Below are 16,666 nucleotides of genomic sequence, written 5' to 3' on the forward strand. Positions count from 1 at the left end.
AACGACCGTTGACCACCACCTCACACCCCCACAGAGCACCGGGCAGGCGGCGGCTCAGCGCCGCCGCGGCCCTCGGTGCCGTGGGTGCCCTGCTCATGACGGGGTGCGGTGACGCCGACGCCGGCGCCACCCCCACCCTGACCTGGTACATCAACCCCGACGCCGGCGGTCAGGCGGAGCTCGCGCAGCAGTGCTCCGAGGAGTCCGGAGGCCGGTACAACATCGAGACCTCGCTGCTCCCGCGCGACGCCGCGTCGCAGCGCGAGCAGCTCGCCCGGCGCCTGGCCGCCGGGGACAGCTCGATGGACATCATGAGCCTGGACCCGCCCTTCATCCCCGAACTGGCCGAGCCGGGCTTCCTGTCCCCCGTGCCGGGGGACGTGGAAGAGGCCACGACCCAGGACGTCCTGGCGGGGCCCCTCGAGGGCGCGAAGTGGAAGGAGGAGCTGGTCTCGGTGCCGTTCTGGGCCAACACCCAGCTGCTGTGGTACCGGGAGTCCGTGGCGGAGGCCGCCGGTCTGAACATGGACGAGCCGGTGACCTGGGACCAGATCATGGACGCCGCGCGGGAGCAGGACAAGTACCTCGGGGTGCAGGGCACGTCGGCCGAGTCGATGACCGTGTGGGTGAACGCCCTCGTGGCGTCCGCGGGAGGCTCGATCGTGGAGAACCCGGAGGCCCCCTCCGACGAGATCTCGATCGGCCTGGACTCCGACGCCGGCCGGAAGGCGGCCGAGATCGTCGGGACCATCGGCCAGGACGGGCTCGGCGGCCCCGGCCTGCCGACCGCCGACGAGAACGCCTCGATGATCCAGTTCCAGTCCGACGACGGCTCCTTCATGGTCAACTGGCCCTTCATCTACGCGGCGACCGCCGCCGCCGTGGAGGGCGGGACGGTCGACCGGTCCGTGTACGAGGACATCGGCTGGGCCCTGTGGCCGCGGGTGGACCCGGACGAGCCCTCCGCTCCTCCGCTGGGCGGGATCAACATCGGCGTGGGCGCCACGTCCGAGCACCAGGAGCTGGCGTGGGAGGCGGTCGAGTGCATCGTCCAGCCCGAGAACCAGGCCTACTACTTCGTGAGCAACGGCAACCCGGCGGCGTCCGAGGCCGCCTACGAGGACCCGGAGGTCCGGGAGGCCTACCCGATGTACGCCACGATCCGCGAGTCCCTGGACAACGCGGCCCCGCGCCCGCAGACGCCGTTCTACAACGAGGTCTCCACCGCCATCCAGCAGGAGTGGACCCCGCCGGCGTCGGTCACCGAGGACACGCCCCGGCTCACCGCCGAGTTCATCGAGTCCGTCCTGAGAGGAGAGCGGCTGCTATGAGCACCGTCGTCAACCCCAACGCCCCCGGCACCGGGCCCCGGGAGGTCTCCCCGGCCCCCGTGACCGGCCGCCGCAGCGCGAAGCCGCTGATGTCCGACCGGGCCCGGTCGGAGCGCAAGCTCGGCTGGATGCTCGCCGGTCCGGCGTTCATCGTGATGCTGCTGGTCACGATGTACCCGATCCTGCAGGCGCTGTGGGACTCCTTCTTCTCGTTCCGGCTCACCGCCCCCGGGGAGAAGGAGTTCGTCTTCCTCGGCAACTACGCCACGGTCCTCACCGACGGGGTGTTCTGGCGGGACCTGTGGATCACGGTGCTCATCACGATCGTCACCGTGGTCGTGGAGCTCGTCCTCGGCTTCGCCCTGGCGCTCGTGATGAACAACGCGATCCGCAGCACCAAGGGGCTGCTGCGCACCGCGATCCTGGTCCCCTACGGCATCATCACCGTGGTCTCCGCGTTCGCCTGGTTCTACGCGTTCGACATCACGACCGGCTACATCAACAACTGGTTCTCCTGGGTCCCGGGCATCGGCCCGGACTTCAACTGGTTCGCGTCCCAGTGGCCGGCCCTGTTCGTGATCATGGCCTCCGAGATCTGGAAGACCACGCCGTTCATCTCGCTCCTGCTGCTCGCCGGCCTGGCCCAGGTGCCGAGCGAGTACACCGAGGCGGCGCGGGTCGACGGCGCCACGTGGTGGCAGCGGATGTCCCGGGTGGTCCTGCCCAACATGAAGGCCGCGATCATGGTGGCCGTGGTGTTCCGCGCCCTGGACGCGTTCCGCATCTTCGACAACATCTTCATCATGACCCAGGGGCAGTACGGCACGGAGACCCTGTCCCTGCTCGCCTACCGCACCTCCATCGGCCGACTGGAGATCGGGCTCGGCTCCGCGATCTCCGTGATCCTGTTCGTCTGCGTGCTGCTGATCGCCTTCGTCGCCATCAAGGTGTTCAAGGTCGACCTCGCCGGCGCCGGGAAGGGAAGGTAACCCATGACCACCAAGCAGAAGGTCGGATGGGGCGTCGTCACGGTCCTGGTCCTCGTCTACGCCCTGTTCCCCGTCGCCTCGATCCTCATGACGTCCTTCAAGACGCCCGCGGACCTGACCTCCGGGAAGTTCCTGCCCACGCAGTGGGTCGGGGAGAACTACTCCTCGATCTTCGTGGGGCAGGCCCGCGAACTGTTCGTGCCCTCCCTGATCAACTCGATCGGCATCTGCCTGATCGCCACGGCCGTGGCCGTGGTGCTCGCCACGCTCTGCGCCTACGCCATCGCCCGGCTGGACTTCCCGGGCAAGAAGATGATCCTGACGGTCGCCCTGGCGGTGTCCATGTTCCCCGTGGTCTCGATCGTGACCCCGCTGTTCAACCTGTGGCGCCAGATCGGGCTGTACGACACCTGGCCCGGCCTGATCATCCCCTACCTCTCGCTCACCCTGCCGATCTCCATCTGGACGCTGACCGCGTTCTTCCAGCAGATCCCGTGGGACCTCGAGCGGGCGGCCCAGGTGGACGGCGCCACCACGTGGCAGGCGTTCCGCAAGGTCATCGTGCCGCTGGCCCTGCCCGGCGTCTTCACCACGGCGATCATCGCGTTCTTCATCGCGTGGAACGACTTCGTCTACGGTATCGGCCTCACCTCCACCGAGGCGGCCCGGCCCGTCCCGGCGGCGCTCGCGTTCTTCACCGGCGCCTCACAGTTCGAGGACCCGGCGGGCGCGATCTCCGCGGCGGCCATCGTCGTCACCATCCCGGTGGTGCTGCTGGTGCTGCTGTTCCAGCGCCAGATCGTCTCCGGCCTCACCCAGGGCGCGGTCAAGGGCTGAGCCCGCGCCACCTCCCGCATCTTCCGAACCGAACGAAGGACTGAGTCCCAGATGGCATCCATCACCCTCAACCACCTCGTCAAGAAGTACGGCGACGGCTTCCCGGCCGTCAACGACGTGTCGATCGACATCGCCGACGGCGAGTTCCTCATCCTCGTGGGGCCCTCCGGCTGCGGCAAGTCCACGCTGCTGCGGATGATCGTGGGCCTCGAGGACATCACCTCCGGGGACCTCCTGATCAACGGCCAGCGGGTCAACGAGAAGGAGCCCCGCGAGCGCAACCTGTCCATGGTGTTCCAGAACTACGCGCTCTACCCGCACCTGACCGTGTACGAGAACATCGCGTTCCCGCTGCGGCTGTCCAAGGGCAAGTTCTCCGACGAGGAGATCGACCGCAAGGTGCGCACGGCGTCCTCGACCCTGGACCTCGACGACCACCTCGAGCGCAAGCCGGCCAACCTCTCCGGCGGTCAGCGCCAGCGCGTGGCGATGGGCCGGGCGATCGTGCGGGACGCCGACGCGTTCCTGTTCGACGAGCCCCTGTCCAACCTGGACGCGAAGCTGCGCGGCCAGATGCGCACCGAGATCGCCCAGCTCCAGCGCCGGATGGGCATCACCTCGGTCTACGTGACCCACGACCAGACGGAGGCCATGACCCTCGGCGACCGCGTGGCGGTGCTCAAGAAGGGCATCCTGCAGCAGATCGCCTCGCCCCGTGAGCTCTACGAGCAGCCGGCGAACCTGTTCGTGGCGGGGTTCATCGGCTCCCCGTCGATGAACTTCCTCCCGGCGCACGTGAAGGGCAGCGTGTTCGACACCCCGCTGGGCGAGATCCCGGTCCCCGAGAAGGCCGCCGGGAAGCTGCCCGCGGACGGGTCGATCGTGCTGCTCGGCCTGCGCCCCGAGCACTTCAACGACGCCAAGTTCGTGGACGAGGCGATCGCCTCCCGCGGCACCGTCTTCGACACCGAGTTCACCCACACGGAGTGGATGGGCAACGAGCAGTACGGCTACATCAACTACCGGCAGGACGACTCGGTCAAGGCGAAGCTCGACGAGCTGGCGCAGGAGCTGGACGGGGACGAGATGCACCCGCAGATCGTCGTCTCCCTCGACGCCACCTCCCGCATCCGCGGGGGGACGAAGGGCAGGATCTGGGTCGACACCCGCCGGATGCACGTCTTCGACCCCGAGACCGGCGCGAACCTGACCCGGGACGAGGAGGCCGGCGCCGAGCTGACCCGCGAGGCCGTCGAGGAGCGCAAGGCCGAGATCGAGCGGGCCCGCCAGGAGCTGGCCGCCGCCGGCTGAGCACAGGGCGCTCCGCCCGGTGCCCGAGGAGCCCGCCGCCCGCTGCCGGGGCGGCGGGCTCCCGCGCGTCCGGGGCGCGGCAGGTGCCGGCGAGCCCAGAGGCGCGGCTGGTACCGGCGAGCCCAGGAACTCAGCCGGTGCCCGGCAGGCCGAGCGAGAACCACCCCACGAGGGCGAGGACGGCGAGCAGACCCGCGGAGGACGCGGCCGAGCGCAGCCGCGGGTGCCGGAGCCCCCAGGGCACGAGCCGGGGCCAGCGGGCCGCGGCCTCCCGCGCCGTCGCGCGCTCGAGATGGGTGCGGGGCGCCCCCAGCGCCACGGCGACGTCCTCGAGGGCGCGGGCGTCCCACACCGCGCCGTCGAGGCCCAGGACCCGGCGGCCCGAGCGGCCCGCCGCCCACAGGTGGGGACGGGCGGCCGAGCGCGGGGCGCCGGCCGCCCGGTGCAGGGCCCCGACCGTGACGACGTGCTCCACCTCCGTGAGCGGCGTCGCGGCGAAGCCCACGGTGCGGGAGCGCAGGACGTGGCTGTCCGTGCGGACGACCAGCACGGGACGCAGCCGGACCCAGCACGCGGCGGCGGCGGCGAGCACGAGCACGAGCACCACCACCGCCACGCCGGGGGCCGGGCGCCGCGCCCAGAGGAACAGCACGAGCACCACGACCACCAGCAGCGGGCCCAGGCAGGAGAGCAGGCGGCGGCCGTAGGAGCCCAGCCGGGGACGCAGCACGGCGCGGACGGGTCCGTACTTCTCGGGGACCTGGCGGACGGAGTCGGCCATGGGGAGTCAGCTCCAGACGGGGGACGATCGGGCGGGGGAAGGGGTGCGGCACGTAGCGTACCCGTCCTGGGGCGGACCGCGCCCCGGACGGGCCCCGCCCGGCCCGGTGCACGCGCAGGCCGGGGGGCGATCGGCTAGCGTGATCGGATGGAGTCCAACGTCCGCGTGCTGAAAGCCCTCGGGGCCTGGCTGTTCCTCGTGCTGCTCGGGGTGGCGGCCGCCGCCGTCACCATCGCCCTGGTGAACAAGTACATGTACGGTCCGGAGACGGACGTGCGGGCCTACCTCGAGGACCTGCGGGACGGGGACGGCGGCGAGGCCCTGGGGCTGCTCAACGCCCGCGTCCCTGAGGCCAACGCGGCGATGCTGGACGGCGACCCGCTCGAGGCCGCGGCCGAGGACCTCGAGGACCTGGAGGTCTCCACCGTCTCGGAGGACGGCGAGCGGGCCGTGGTCCGCGCGGACTACACCCTCGACGGCCAGCCGCACAGCTCCGAGTTCGCCCTCCACCCCGTGGACACCCAGTGGGGCTTCTTCACGGTGTGGGCGTTCGACGAGACCCCCCTGCCCACGGTGACGGTCAGTCTGCCGGGGGCCACCTCGGTCGACGTGAACGGCATGTCCGTGGCCCTGCCGGAGTCCTCCGCGGAGTTCTCCGCCTTCTTCCCGGGCGTCTACACGGCCTCCTACACGTCCGAGCTCGTGGCGGCCGACCCGGTGCGCACCGTGCTGACCGACCCGGGCCAGCAGGCGGAGATCGTCCTGGAGGCCGGGCCGACCGAGGCCCTCGAGCAGGAGGTGGACCGGCAGCTGAAGGAGCACCTGGACGGCTGCGCCGGGCAGGGCAGCCTCTTCCCGTCCGGCTGCCCGTTCTCCTTCGAGTTCGACGGCCGGGTCTCGGGGGACGTGGAGTGGACGATCGAGTCCTATCCGGACCCGGAGATCGTCGTGGGGGCCGAGGGCGGCCGGGGCTGGGCCCTGGAGCCCGCGCAGGGCACCGCGCGGATCGCCTTCGACTCCCTCGACCTGTTCACCGGGGACGTCGAACGGCTCGAGCGCACCGTGCCGTTCGAGGTCGCCGCCGACCTCGACATCGACGGCTCGACGGTGCGGGTCGACCCGCGCGGCTGAGCCCGCTCAGTTGACGCCGCGCAGGTCCAGGACCAGCTCGCTCTCCCCGTCGGCGTCCAGCACGAAGGGGATGCCCCAGTCCTGCTGGTAGAGGTGGCAGGCCGCGTGGTCGGGGATCTCCCCTCCCGGCTCGCCGTCGCACGCCGCGGCGCGCGCGGTGATGTGCAGCACGCCCTCGGTGACGCCGTCCGCCAGCACGAGCTGCCGGCGCAGGCCCTGGGCCGTGCCGGCGCCCTCGGCCAGCGCCTCCTCGGGGGAGGACGAGATCCTCAGCTGCGTCGGGTCCCCCCACCGGTCGTCGAGCTTCTGCCCGGTCGGCGCCGCGAAGCGCACCTCGACCGCGAGCGCGCCCGGGGCGAGCCTGGTGCGGGCCCGCTGGGTCCGCGACGCCCCCTCGTCGACGCGCTGGGCGGCGGCGGGGATCGGCACGCGCACCAGGCGGTGGGCGTTGGCCTCGACGACGACGAGCAGCGGCTCCTCCCCCGAGACGTCCAGCAGCACGTCAGAGGGCTCGGCCAGGCCGCGGGCCAGCGTGGCCACCTGCCGGGTCCGGGGGTCGTAGTGGCGCACGGCGCCGTTGTAGGTGTCCGCCACGGCCACCGAGCCGTCGGGCAGCTGGGCCACGCCGAGGCAGTGCTGCAGGCGGGCCCCGCCGGCGTCGCCGTCGCGGAAGCCGAAGTCGAACAGCCCCTCGCCCACGGCGGTCTCGACCGCGACGGCCCCGTCGTCGTCGAACCGGAGCACGCGCAGGGCGGAGGTCTCCGAGTCGGCGATCCACACGTTGCCCTCGTGGTCCTCCGCGAGCCCCGAGGACTGCGCGAACCACGCCTCGGCGCCGGACCCGTCCTTGAGCCCCTCGTCCCCCGTGCCCGCGAGCACGGCGAGCCGGCCGGTCCGGGGGTCGAACGAGAACAGCTGGTGGGTGCCCGCCATGGCCACCACGAGCCGGTCGGCCCGCGCGGACCACACGACGTCCCACGGGGAGGACAGCGCGACCTCCAGCGGGTCGGCCTCGGGGTCGATGTGGTTCGGCTCCGCCCCCCGCGCGCGCTCCTCGTCGAGCAGCCGCTGCACCCCGCTGCCGGCCACCGTGCGCACCTGCCCCGTGGCGAGGTCCACGCCCCGGAGCCGGTGGTTGACGGAGTCCGCCACGACCACGTCGTAGCCGGCGGCCGCGCGCACCTCCTCGGGCAGCAGCGTGAGCCCCTGGGGCTCGGTGAAGCGCGCGGTCCCCGGGTCGCCGTCCGCGTGACCCTTGCCCGCGCCGATCACCCGCCGGACGGTCTCGAGGTCGTTGTCGAGCTGGACCAGGCGGTGGTGGCCCGTGTCGGAGACCAGGAACGAGCCGTCCGGCAGCGGCAGCACCTTGCCCGGGAAGCGGAGGTCCCCCTCGGGCGCCGGCCGGGGCACGTACGGCCCGTCGCCGCGGTGCAGGGTGCCCCGGGCCTCGTGCTCGGCCACGAGCTCCTCCACTAGGGTGACGAGGCCCTGCACGTGGCCCTCCCCCGAGAGGTGCGCCACGATGTAGCCCTCCGGGTCCACCACCACGAGCGTGGGCCACGCGCGGGCCGTGTAGGCGTCCCAGGTGGTCAGCTCGGGGTCGTCGAGCACGGGGTGGTGGACCTCGTAGCGGTCCACGGCGGCCGCGAGCGCGTCCGGGTCGGCCTCGTGCTCGAACTTCGGGGAGTGCACGCCCACCGTGACGAGGACGTCGGAGAAGCGCTCCTCGAGGGGGCGCAGCTCGTCGAGCACGTGCAGGCAGTTGATGCAGCAGAAGGACCAGAAGTCCAGGACCACGACCTTGCCGCGCAGCGCGGCGAGGTCGAGGTCCCTGCCGCCGGTGTTGAGCCAGGCACGGCCCTGCAGCTCGGAGGCGCGGACGCGGGAGGTGAGGCGCATGGAGGGGGATCCTTTCGGGGCGGAGCAGGACGGGGTGGACCAGGGCGGGACGGGCGGCGGGACGGGCGGGACGGTGCTCAGGGCCGGGCGGCGCGGTCGTCGCGCTCGGCGAGCCCGGCCATCATCTCGTTGTAGGCCTTGAGCTCGGCGTCGTCCGTGCGGTCGGCCTTGCGGTCCGCACGGCGGTTCTCCTTGGTGCCCTCGATCGCCCACATGATCGCGACGACGACGGCGACGACGACGGTGGGGAACTCGCCGATCCCCCACATGAGGGCCCCGCCGAGCTGCTGGTCCTCGATCGCGGTGCGGCCCCAGTCCCGGCCGGTGTTGCCGAACCAGGAGGCCTGCAGCAGGGTGTCGGAGCCCATGAGGGCGACCCCCACGAAGGCGTGGTAGACCATCGTGGCCAGCAGCAGGACCAGGCGCATCATGTGGCCGGGGCGGTACGGGACGGGGTCCGTGCCGATCAGCACCAGCATGAACAGGTACCCGGTGATCAGGAAGTGCACGACCATGAACACGTGGCCCACGTGGTAGTGCAGGGTGAAGTGGAACAGCGGGGTGAAGTAGAAGACCACGATGGAGCCGGCGAAGTTCACGGCCGCGAAGATCGGGTGCGTCACGACCCTGCCGAACCCCGAGTGCACGAGCCGCAGGATCCACTCGCGGGGCCCGCGGGTGCCGTCCGGGCGGGACTCCAGGGCCTTGAGCAGCAGGGTGACCGGCGCGCCCAGGACCAGGAAGATCGGCACGACCATGGTCAGTGCCATGTGCTCGACCATGTGCGCCGAGAACAGGACCCGGCCGTAGACGGCGAACCCGCCCGAGGTGATGAAGAACAGCACCCCGACCCCGGTGAGCCACGAGAGGGTGCGCAGCACGGACCAGGAGTCCCGGCGCCGGCGCACGCGCACGAACGCCCACAGGTAGACGGCCGCGAGGAACACGCAGACCGCGAGCCACAGCCAGTCGACGCGCCACGTGGTGAACCACGAGGCCGCGGTGGGCTCGGGCGGCAGCTCGTACCAGGTGAGGATCAGCGCCGGGGAGGCGTCCGGGGCGATCTCCTCGGGCACCGGCGGGGCGGTCCGGGACAGGGCCACGGCGACGCCCATGACGGCGCTCATCACGAGCAGCTCCCCGAGCACGAGCTGCCACACGGCGCGGCGGGCCGTGAGCCGGCCGGCCTCGAGCGCGGGCACCAGCCACCGGCGGTGCGTGAGGCCCGCCAGGCCCAGGCCCAGCGTGAGGACGAACTTGACCAGCACGAGCCACCCGTAGCCGCTGAAGAGCTGCTCCCAGGAGCCGATGCGCACGGCCGCGTTGACCGTCCCGGAGAGCAGGACGAGGAGGAAGGCGCCGAGGGCGACCGCGGAGAAGCGGCGCAGGACCACGGCCGCGATCGGCACCCGCCGCCGCGGGCCGGCGGACGGACGGCCCCGGGCGGCGCCCTCGGGGAGCGTGCCGGTGCCGGCGTCCGGGGCGCTCAGCTGCGGGGAGAGCCAGGCGAGCACCACGAGCCCTCCCGTCCACAGCCCCGCGCCCAGCAGGTGCAGGCCCAGGGAGTTGACGGCGCCCATGTGGTCGTTGCCGCCGGCGGAGTGCCCGTTGAGGGCCATGGCGACGAGGGCCGCGCAGGACAGGGCCAGGGTGAGCAGCAGCCCGAGCAGCGCCCGGATGCCGAAGACCAGGGTGGTCACGACGGCGGCCACCACGACGATCGCCGCCTGGGCCTGCCCGGTGGGGATGTCCGTGGTGTAGTGCAGCAGCTGCTGGGTGTAGGTCCCGTCCCCGCCCACGGGCACGCCCGCGACGTCGGAGTAGGACAGGACGAGCACGACCACGGCGGCCACGGTCCAGACCACGGCCGCGGCCTCGGCGAGGCGCAGGGCGCGGCGGAACAGCGGGTGCTCGGGGGCCGCGGCGCGGTCCCGGGTGCCCCGGCGGCGCCCGTCGACGGTGGTCGGCACGACGCCCACCGCGAACAGCAGGGCCCCCATGACCACCACCAGCGCGCCGTTGTGCACGAGCTCCGCGGCGGGCAGCCCCCAGCGGACCAGCGCCCCGGGGTCGGCGGCGAGCCGGGCCGCGCCGGAGCCGGTCCACAGCATCGCCGCGATGAGCGCCGCGAGGGCCACGAGGGGCACGGCCGCGAGCCACCAGGGGTCGATCCCCCGGTCGCCCGGCCGGGCGGCGGTGCCGTGGTCGGCGCGCTCGGCCGTCCTCGAACTCATGGTCAGTCTCCTTCATCCGCCCCACGACGACGGGGCGGCCCGTCTCCATTGTCCCTCCCCGAGCGCACCGGCCCGTGCGCGTGTGCCGGATCCCACACGGGCGGTCCTCAGCCCTCGAAGAGCACGTCCCCCACGAACCCTCCCTCCGCGCAGCCCGGGGGCACGGCGAAGACCGCGGACCCGACCGGGGTGGTCCAGGCGTTGAGCATGTCGAGCTCGTCGAGCCGGCGCTGGATCGGGACGAACTGGCGGTCGACGTCCGCGCAGTGCGCCGCGAAGACCATCCCCGCGTCGCTGACCCCTCCGGTGGTCGCGCCCCGGCCCCGGGTGCCCGAGGCGCCCGCCACGGGCAGGTCGTAGTTGTAGACCCGCCGGTGGATCCGCTCGAGGGGGTGCTCCGAGCGGGAGCGGCGCACGTGGGCGTAGTCGGCGATGACGGGGAAGCCCAGCGGCCCCCGCGCGGAGAGGTCCGGCTCGTCGTGCTCGGCGCCGCCCGTCAGCGGGGCGCCGTCGCGCAGGCGCCGCCCGACGGCGTCCTCCCGCGCCGGCGTGTCCGCCTCGTCCCAGGTGTCCAGGTTCATGGCGATCCGGCGGAGGACCAGGGCCGTGCCGTCCGGGACCCACGGCGCGAAGCCGTCCCGGCCGTGGACCACCCGCTCGTACTCCTCGCTGCCGCCCCGGGGGTTGACGGTGCCGTCCACCTGGCCGAAGAGGTTGCGCATGCTCCGCCCGTCCGGGACGGAGCCCACGGTGTGCCGGAAGCCGTCCTGCACCCAGCGCACGGCGGCGAAGGAGCGGGCGGCCTTGAGCAGCACCCGCTGGGCGTGCGAGACCGCGAGGCGGTCGTCGGCGCAGATCTGCAGCAGCAGGTCGCCGTCGCTCCACCGCTCCTCGAGCCGGTCGATCGAGAACGGGGGCAGAGGCCGCAGCCAGGCCGGCGCGCGGTCCGGGGCGACCAGTCCGAGCAGCCGCCGCCCGAAGCCGAGGGTGACCGTGAGCCGCGCTGGGCGCTCGGCGAGCCACGGCTCCTGGTCGGCGACCGGCGCCCGGCCCTGGGTCAGGGCGGCGGCGTCCTCGGAGAGCACCCGCAGCAGGCGCCGCACCGCGTCCCGGGTGGTGTCCCGGTTCAGGTCCAGCGCCACGAAGGCGGCGAACGCCTGCGGCGCGGTCGCCACCCCGGCCTGCCGGGGGCCGTGGAAGGGCTCGACGGCCTGCCCGTGCCCCTGCGGTGCCGCCCGGGCGGTGTCCTGCGGGGCCGCGGCGGGGGCCCCGGCGCGGCGGGCCGACTCCAGGCCCAGGGCGGAGGCGGCGCCGACGCCGGCGGCGCCGCCCGCCACGAGCAGGCGCCGCCGGTCCAGGCCGCGGGCCTCACCCACGGCAGCCCGGCAGGTCCGCCGCCGGCGTGGCCCCGGAGGGCGACCCCGTCCCGCTCGCGTGGCCCCCGGCGTGCCCCTCGCCGTCGTCCGCGTGGTCGTCCTCGCCGGCGTCCTCGCCGGCGTCCTCGTCCTCGCCGTGGCCCGGGGCGTACTCCTCCTGGGCGCCCGCGTAGTCGCGGACGGCCGCCGTGACCGTCTGCTGGGTCCCGTCCTCGAAGCGCAGGACGAGCTCGAGGTCGTCCCCGGCACGGAGCCCGCAGCGCAGGTCCAGGAGCATGAGGTGGTCCGCCCCGGGCTCGAGGGCGTAGGACTCCCCCGGCGCGATGCCGACCGGGTCCTGCATCCGCTGCATGACCGTGCTGCCGGTCTCGGGGTCGAGCACGGTCTCGTGCAGCTCGACCGACCCGGCGACGCCCTCGGCGGACGCGCCGGTGAGCACGACCGGGACGTCGCCCTCGTTGACGAGGGTGCCGAACACCCCGGTCATCCCCCCCGGCGGGGCCCGCCTTCGCCCAGGGCTGCTCCACGGTGAGCGGTTCGTGCGCGGCGGCGCCCCCGGCGTCGTGCGGGGAGGGGGCGCCGGAGGCGGAGGTGGACGCGGCGGACGGTGCCGGCTCCTGGGCGGAGGACGCGCAGCCCGTGAGCGCGAGGGCGCCGAGGGCGAGGACGGTGCCGGTGCGCAGCAGCGCGGCGGGCAGTGAGGTGGGCAGGGAGGTGGGCAGGGAGGTGGGCAGGGAAGTGGGCATGGGTGCTCCTGGGAGTCGATGACGAGGATGCGCGGGGCGGGCACGCGCGGGAGGGTGCACGGCGGCAGCCCCCGGGGGCGCGGCGGCGCCCGGCGGGCTGCGGCCGGGAGGTGCGGACGGTGCGGAAGCGGGGCGGACCCCGGGAGCTCAGCCCTTGCGGCGCCGGCTCGAGACGAGGCTCACCACGCCGAGCACGGCGAGGGCCACGGCCCCGCCCGCGACCGCGACGAGCCAGAGCGGGACGTCCCCGGACGAGGCGCGGTCCGCGGCGTCCTGGGCGCTCGCGGCGGCGTCCTCGACCGCGGCGCTCGGGTCCGCCGAGGGCTCGCCGCCGGAGCCGACGTCGTAGCTGAACGTCCCCTCGATGGGGTGCCCGTCGCCGGAGACCACGCGCCAGACCACGCGGTAGGTCTCGTCCTCCGCGCCGGCCGCGGCCAGGGGCTGGACGACCGTGTTCCCCACCGGCTCGAGCGGGCCCTCCGTCACGGAGCGTCCCTCGGAGTCGGTGACCAGGATCTGGTGGCCGATGTCCATGATCTCGCCGGAGAAGGTGAGCTCGAGCTCCTCCGGCGCGGTGGTCAGGACGGAGTCGGGCTCCGGCGTGACGGCGGTCAGCTCGTCGTGCGCGGCCGCGGGCAGCAGGGGCAGGAGGGTGAGGGCTCCCGCTGCCAGCAGGGCGGCGGTGCGGCGGGTGGTGGACGTGGGCATGGGGTCTCCTCGGAGGGCCGGGCGGCGGTGGGCGGGGCCGCCGGGCCGGGAGGGCCGGCGGCGGGCACGGGCCGTCGGACGTCCTGCCGAGGTCGGTGGCCCGGGCGGCGCCCCGCGGCCGTCCGGCTCAGCCGGCGGGCAGCGTGGCGGGTCCCGGGAGGAGGACCGGCAGCAGGGGTCGACGGCGGGCGCGCGGCGGCCCGCGGTGGGAGCGCACGGGACGCAGGAGCGTCTGGTCGGTCAGCACGTGCGGGCGCCCGGCCCGCACGGCGCGCGGGCGGCCGACGACCACGGGGGCCGGCAGCACCTGCCGCCGGCGGCGCACGCGCAGCCGCAGCGCCTCCAGGAGGACCACGGCCGCGACCTCGCCGTGGCGCATGAGCACGTAGGAGGCCAGTGCGGCGAGCGCGTGGGCGACGAGCATGGCGGTTCCGCCGTGCTCGGCGTGGGACTGGACCTCCAGCACCAGGGCGGGGCCGGGCGCACCCCCCGTGGCGCCGTGCTGCGCGGCGTGGTCCAGGGAGGGGTGGGCGGCGTGGGCGACCGTGCCGGCACCGCCGGAGGCCGCGAACAGGGCGTGCAGCACGGACTGGCTGAGCAGCACGCCCAGCAGCAGGGACGACCGCGAGAGCACCCGGCCGGCCAGGGCCATGCACAGCGGCCCGGACAGGGCCAGCGAGAGGAGCACGAGCACGACGGGCGGGGCCTGCCCGCCGGCGGCCGCGTGGGAGAGAGCGGCGGCGGAGGTGGCGATGGCCGCTCCGGCCCAGCCGCGGGCGAGGCGCCGTGCACGTGGGCTCACGCCGCACCTCCCGTCTGGATCGCCGGCCGCTCGGCCCGGTGGTCCCATTATGCGCGCCGCACCCGGCGCCGGACCAATTGCGGTGCCGGGGGCCGCTCGGCCGGCCGCGTCCGCGGCGCGGCGTGCCCGGCGCGGGGCCCGGGCACGCCGAAGGGGCGGCCCCGGTGCGGGGCCGCCCCTTCGGACGAAGCCATGGGACGGGGTCCGGAACGGACCCGCGGGTGTCCTTACTTCTTGGACACGGCCGCCTTGAGCTTGGAACCAGCGGTCAGCTTGACGCCGTGGCCGGCCGGGATCTCGATGGTCTCGCCGGTCTGCGGGTTGCGACCGGTGCGGGCGGCACGGTCGGTGCGCTCGACGGCCAGCCAGCCCGGGATGGTGATCTTCTCACCGGCGGAGACGGACTCCTCGAAGACCTGGAACATCGCGTCCAGGACGCCGTTCACGGCGGCGTTGGTGGTGCCGGCCTTCTCGGCGACCTCTGCGACGAGTTCACTGCGGTTCTTAGCCATGTTCATGTCCTCCTGGACTTGGGGTCGTGGGGAAGCGCGGCACGGGGGACCGATCGCGCTCCTGCGTCAGAAATTACCAGCTGGACTTGGTGATGCCGGGCAGTTCGCCGCGGTGAGCCATGTCGCGGAACCGGACGCGGGAGATGCCGAACTTCTGGAGGGTGCCGCGGGGGCGGCCGTCGATCTGGTCCCGGTTGCGCAGCCGGACCGGGGAGGCGTCCCGGGGCAGCTTCTGCAGGCCCAGGCGGGCCTCCTCGCGGGCCTCGTCGGTGGCGTTCTCGTCGACGAGGGTCTTCTTGAGCTCGGCACGCTTCGCGGCGTAGCGCTCGACGACGACCTTGCGCTGCTCGTTCTTGGCGATCTTGGACTTCTTGGCCATGGATTCAGCGCTCCTCGCGGAAATCGACGTGCTTGCGGACGACCGGGTCGTACTTCTTGAGCACCATGCGGTCCGGGTCGTTGCGGCGGTTCTTGCGGGTCACGTAGGTGAAACCGGTGCCGGCGGTGGACTTCAGCTTGATGATGGGACGAACGTCCTTGTCCTTGGCCATGCTAGATCTTCTCCCCACGTGCGAGAATGTCGGTCACGACGGAATCGATGCCACGGGCGTCGATGACCTTGATGCCCTTGGCGCTGACGTTGAGCGTCACGCTGCGGCGCAGCGACGGCACCCAGTACCGCTTCTTCTGGATGTTCGGGTCGAACCGGCGCTTGGTACGGCGGTGCGAGTGCGAAATGCTGTGCCCAAAGCCCGGCTGAGCTCCGGTCACCTGGCAGTGCGCTGCCATAGTGTTCTCCTCCAATGTTGACGAAATGACGGCACGCAGTGGGTGCCGCAGTTGATCACTCAGCTGCGGCAACGGGCGTCCCGCCACCTTCAGAATTGCCACCGTTCGCCAACCGGGCCCTCTCGTAAGGCCCGCGGCCGGAACCGGCGAAGGCCTCGCCACGATGAAGACGGTGAAGATCAAGGTGCCGGAAGGTGGACTCCACCACACGACAGCCTTGAAGTCTAGGCCCGGACGGACTTCCCCGCAACCTGACGTCAGGTGTGACCAGCTTCGGGTCAGTCTACCGGCTCCCCGGACCCCCGCAAACCGGGGGACTCCGTGCTCAGCCGCACCGGGCGGGGGCCGACGGCTCCGCGGGGGCCGCGGGACCGGCGGGGAGCACCGGGCGCGGGAGCAGCGTCGTGTACCCGGGGTGGCGGGCGGCGACCGCGTCCCCGGAGGAGGTCCCGCGCAGCCGCCGCCCGACCCAGGGCAGCAGGTACTCGCGGGCCCAGAGGAGGTCCTCCTTCAGCACCCCCGGGCTCGCCGTGACCGGCAGCCGGTCGGTGGGCGGCAGCTCCAGGGCGTGCTCCACGCCCAGCAGCTCGAGCACCCGGGCGGCCACGCGGGTGTGCCCCGCGGTCGACATGTGCAGCCGGTCCACCGCCCAGTAGCGCCAGTCCTGCAGGGTGCGCATCCGCCAGTAGTCGAGGACCAGGCACCCGTGCCGGTCGGCGATCTCCCGGACGTGCTCGTTGTAGAGCGCCTGCCGGGGGCGGGTCCAGGACGTGGGGGCGTCCCGGCCGGGGTCGAAGGCCGTGAACAGCACCACCTGGGCGCCGGAGCCCCGCAGCCGGGCGACCGCCTGCTCGTAGACCCCCATGAGGGCGTCCACGTCCGCACGGGGGCGCAACAGGTCGTTGCCCCCGGCGTAGAGGCTCACCAGGGTCGGCTCCAGGGCCAGGCACGCCTCGAGCTGCTCCTCGACGATCCCGCGGAGCAGCCGCCCCCGGACCGCGAGGTTCGCGTAGCGGGTGTCCGGGTGGGCCGCGGTCAGCTGCTCGGCCACGAGGTCGGCCCAGCCGCGCACCCCGTTGGGGCGGGCGGGGTCGGGGTCGCCCACGCCCTCGGTCATGGAGTCGCCGAGGGCCACGTAGCGGATGGGCGGTGCGAGCGGCACGGCGGCCGGGCGGGGCGTCGTCGGCTCCGTCATGCGGTGCTTCCTCCGTTCGGGGCAG

The 16,666-nt window shown here is 73.6% G+C and carries 17 protein-coding genes; 5 read left to right on the plus strand and 12 right to left on the minus strand.

The genetic code is table 11. The annotated features are described in order from the left end of the window. Positions 1-8: 8 nt before the first annotated feature. Genes ACZ2G1_RS07860 through ACZ2G1_RS07875 form a run of 4 tightly spaced genes read left to right on the plus strand, consistent with a single transcriptional unit; the run spans position 9 to position 4,468 of the window. Entirely contained in the window at positions 9-1,331 is a 1,323-nt protein-coding gene (locus tag ACZ2G1_RS07860) for an extracellular solute-binding protein (protein WP_470377662.1), read from the plus strand. Beyond that, positions 1,328-2,320 carry a carbohydrate ABC transporter permease gene (locus ACZ2G1_RS07865; protein ID WP_095650365.1) on the plus strand — a complete coding sequence of 331 codons (993 nt, stop codon included), beginning with the start codon at positions 1,328-1,330 and terminating at the stop codon, positions 2,318-2,320. The genes ACZ2G1_RS07860 and ACZ2G1_RS07865 overlap by 4 nt, the downstream gene beginning before the upstream one ends. Before the next feature lie 3 nt (positions 2,321-2,323). Continuing rightward, on the plus strand, positions 2,324-3,157 hold the full coding sequence (locus ACZ2G1_RS07870; protein ID WP_095650364.1) for a carbohydrate ABC transporter permease: 834 nt from the start codon (positions 2,324-2,326) through the stop codon (positions 3,155-3,157). Positions 3,158-3,208: 51 nt separating this feature from the next. Further along, positions 3,209-4,468, plus strand: a complete 1,260-nt coding sequence (locus ACZ2G1_RS07875) for an ABC transporter ATP-binding protein (RefSeq protein WP_017832631.1) — start codon at positions 3,209-3,211, stop codon at positions 4,466-4,468. A 130-nt stretch (positions 4,469-4,598) separates the two neighbouring features. On the opposite strand, the gene ACZ2G1_RS07880 is transcribed toward ACZ2G1_RS07875, so the two are convergent. Beyond that, entirely contained in the window at positions 4,599-5,249 is a 651-nt protein-coding gene (locus ACZ2G1_RS07880) for a hypothetical protein (RefSeq protein ID WP_470377663.1), read from the minus strand. Between the two features lie 147 nt (positions 5,250-5,396). On the opposite strand from ACZ2G1_RS07880, the gene ACZ2G1_RS07885 reads away from it, so the two are divergent. Then, entirely contained in the window at positions 5,397-6,380 is a 984-nt protein-coding gene (locus ACZ2G1_RS07885) for a hypothetical protein (protein WP_470377664.1), read from the plus strand. 6 nt (positions 6,381-6,386) lie between these two features. Here the strand turns inward: ACZ2G1_RS07885 and ACZ2G1_RS07890 are convergent, their stop codons facing one another. From ACZ2G1_RS07890 to ACZ2G1_RS07940, 11 genes are all read right to left on the minus strand, one after another. After that, entirely contained in the window at positions 6,387-8,279 is a 1,893-nt protein-coding gene (locus ACZ2G1_RS07890) for an NHL domain-containing thioredoxin family protein (protein ID WP_095650362.1), read from the minus strand. 77 nt (positions 8,280-8,356) lie between these two features. Next, positions 8,357-10,513: a bifunctional copper resistance protein CopD/cytochrome c oxidase assembly protein gene (locus ACZ2G1_RS07895; RefSeq protein ID WP_470377665.1), complete on the minus strand. Its 2,157-nt coding sequence runs from the start codon at positions 10,511-10,513 to the stop codon at positions 8,357-8,359. A gap of 107 nt (positions 10,514-10,620) precedes the next feature. Beyond that, entirely contained in the window at positions 10,621-11,889 is a 1,269-nt protein-coding gene (locus tag ACZ2G1_RS07900) for a Dyp-type peroxidase (RefSeq protein WP_284563342.1), read from the minus strand. Beyond that, entirely contained in the window at positions 11,882-12,367 is a 486-nt protein-coding gene (locus tag ACZ2G1_RS07905; RefSeq protein ID WP_470377666.1) for a copper chaperone PCu(A)C, read from the minus strand. The genes ACZ2G1_RS07900 and ACZ2G1_RS07905 overlap by 8 nt, the downstream gene beginning before the upstream one ends. Before the next feature lie 415 nt (positions 12,368-12,782). Further along, positions 12,783-13,343: a copper resistance CopC family protein gene (locus ACZ2G1_RS07910; protein ID WP_095650358.1), complete on the minus strand. Its 561-nt coding sequence runs from the start codon at positions 13,341-13,343 to the stop codon at positions 12,783-12,785. A 127-nt stretch (positions 13,344-13,470) separates the two neighbouring features. Continuing rightward, positions 13,471-14,145: a hypothetical protein gene (locus ACZ2G1_RS07915; RefSeq protein ID WP_176337398.1), complete on the minus strand. Its 675-nt coding sequence runs from the start codon at positions 14,143-14,145 to the stop codon at positions 13,471-13,473. Between the two features lie 227 nt (positions 14,146-14,372). Next, complete coding sequence (locus ACZ2G1_RS07920; protein WP_031282576.1) at positions 14,373-14,657, minus strand: HU family DNA-binding protein; 285 nt, start codon at positions 14,655-14,657, stop codon at positions 14,373-14,375. Between the two features lie 73 nt (positions 14,658-14,730). Beyond that, positions 14,731-15,036 carry a 30S ribosomal protein S14 gene (rpsN, locus tag ACZ2G1_RS07925; protein ID WP_017832641.1) on the minus strand — a complete coding sequence of 102 codons (306 nt, stop codon included), beginning with the start codon at positions 15,034-15,036 and terminating at the stop codon, positions 14,731-14,733. Between the two features lie 4 nt (positions 15,037-15,040). Then, on the minus strand, positions 15,041-15,208 hold the full coding sequence (rpmG, locus tag ACZ2G1_RS07930) for a 50S ribosomal protein L33 (RefSeq protein ID WP_017832642.1): 168 nt from the start codon (positions 15,206-15,208) through the stop codon (positions 15,041-15,043). A gap of 1 nt (position 15,209) precedes the next feature. Further along, positions 15,210-15,446, minus strand: a complete 237-nt coding sequence (gene rpmB / locus ACZ2G1_RS07935) for a 50S ribosomal protein L28 (protein WP_017832643.1) — start codon at positions 15,444-15,446, stop codon at positions 15,210-15,212. A gap of 325 nt (positions 15,447-15,771) precedes the next feature. Continuing rightward, the gene (locus tag ACZ2G1_RS07940) at positions 15,772-16,641 is read right to left on the minus strand and encodes an SGNH/GDSL hydrolase family protein (protein ID WP_052133007.1); all 870 of its coding nucleotides are present in this window, start codon (positions 16,639-16,641) and stop codon (positions 15,772-15,774) included. Between the last annotated feature and the right edge of the window lie 25 nt (positions 16,642-16,666).

This window comes from Kocuria sp. KKT182, assembly GCF_055635395.1.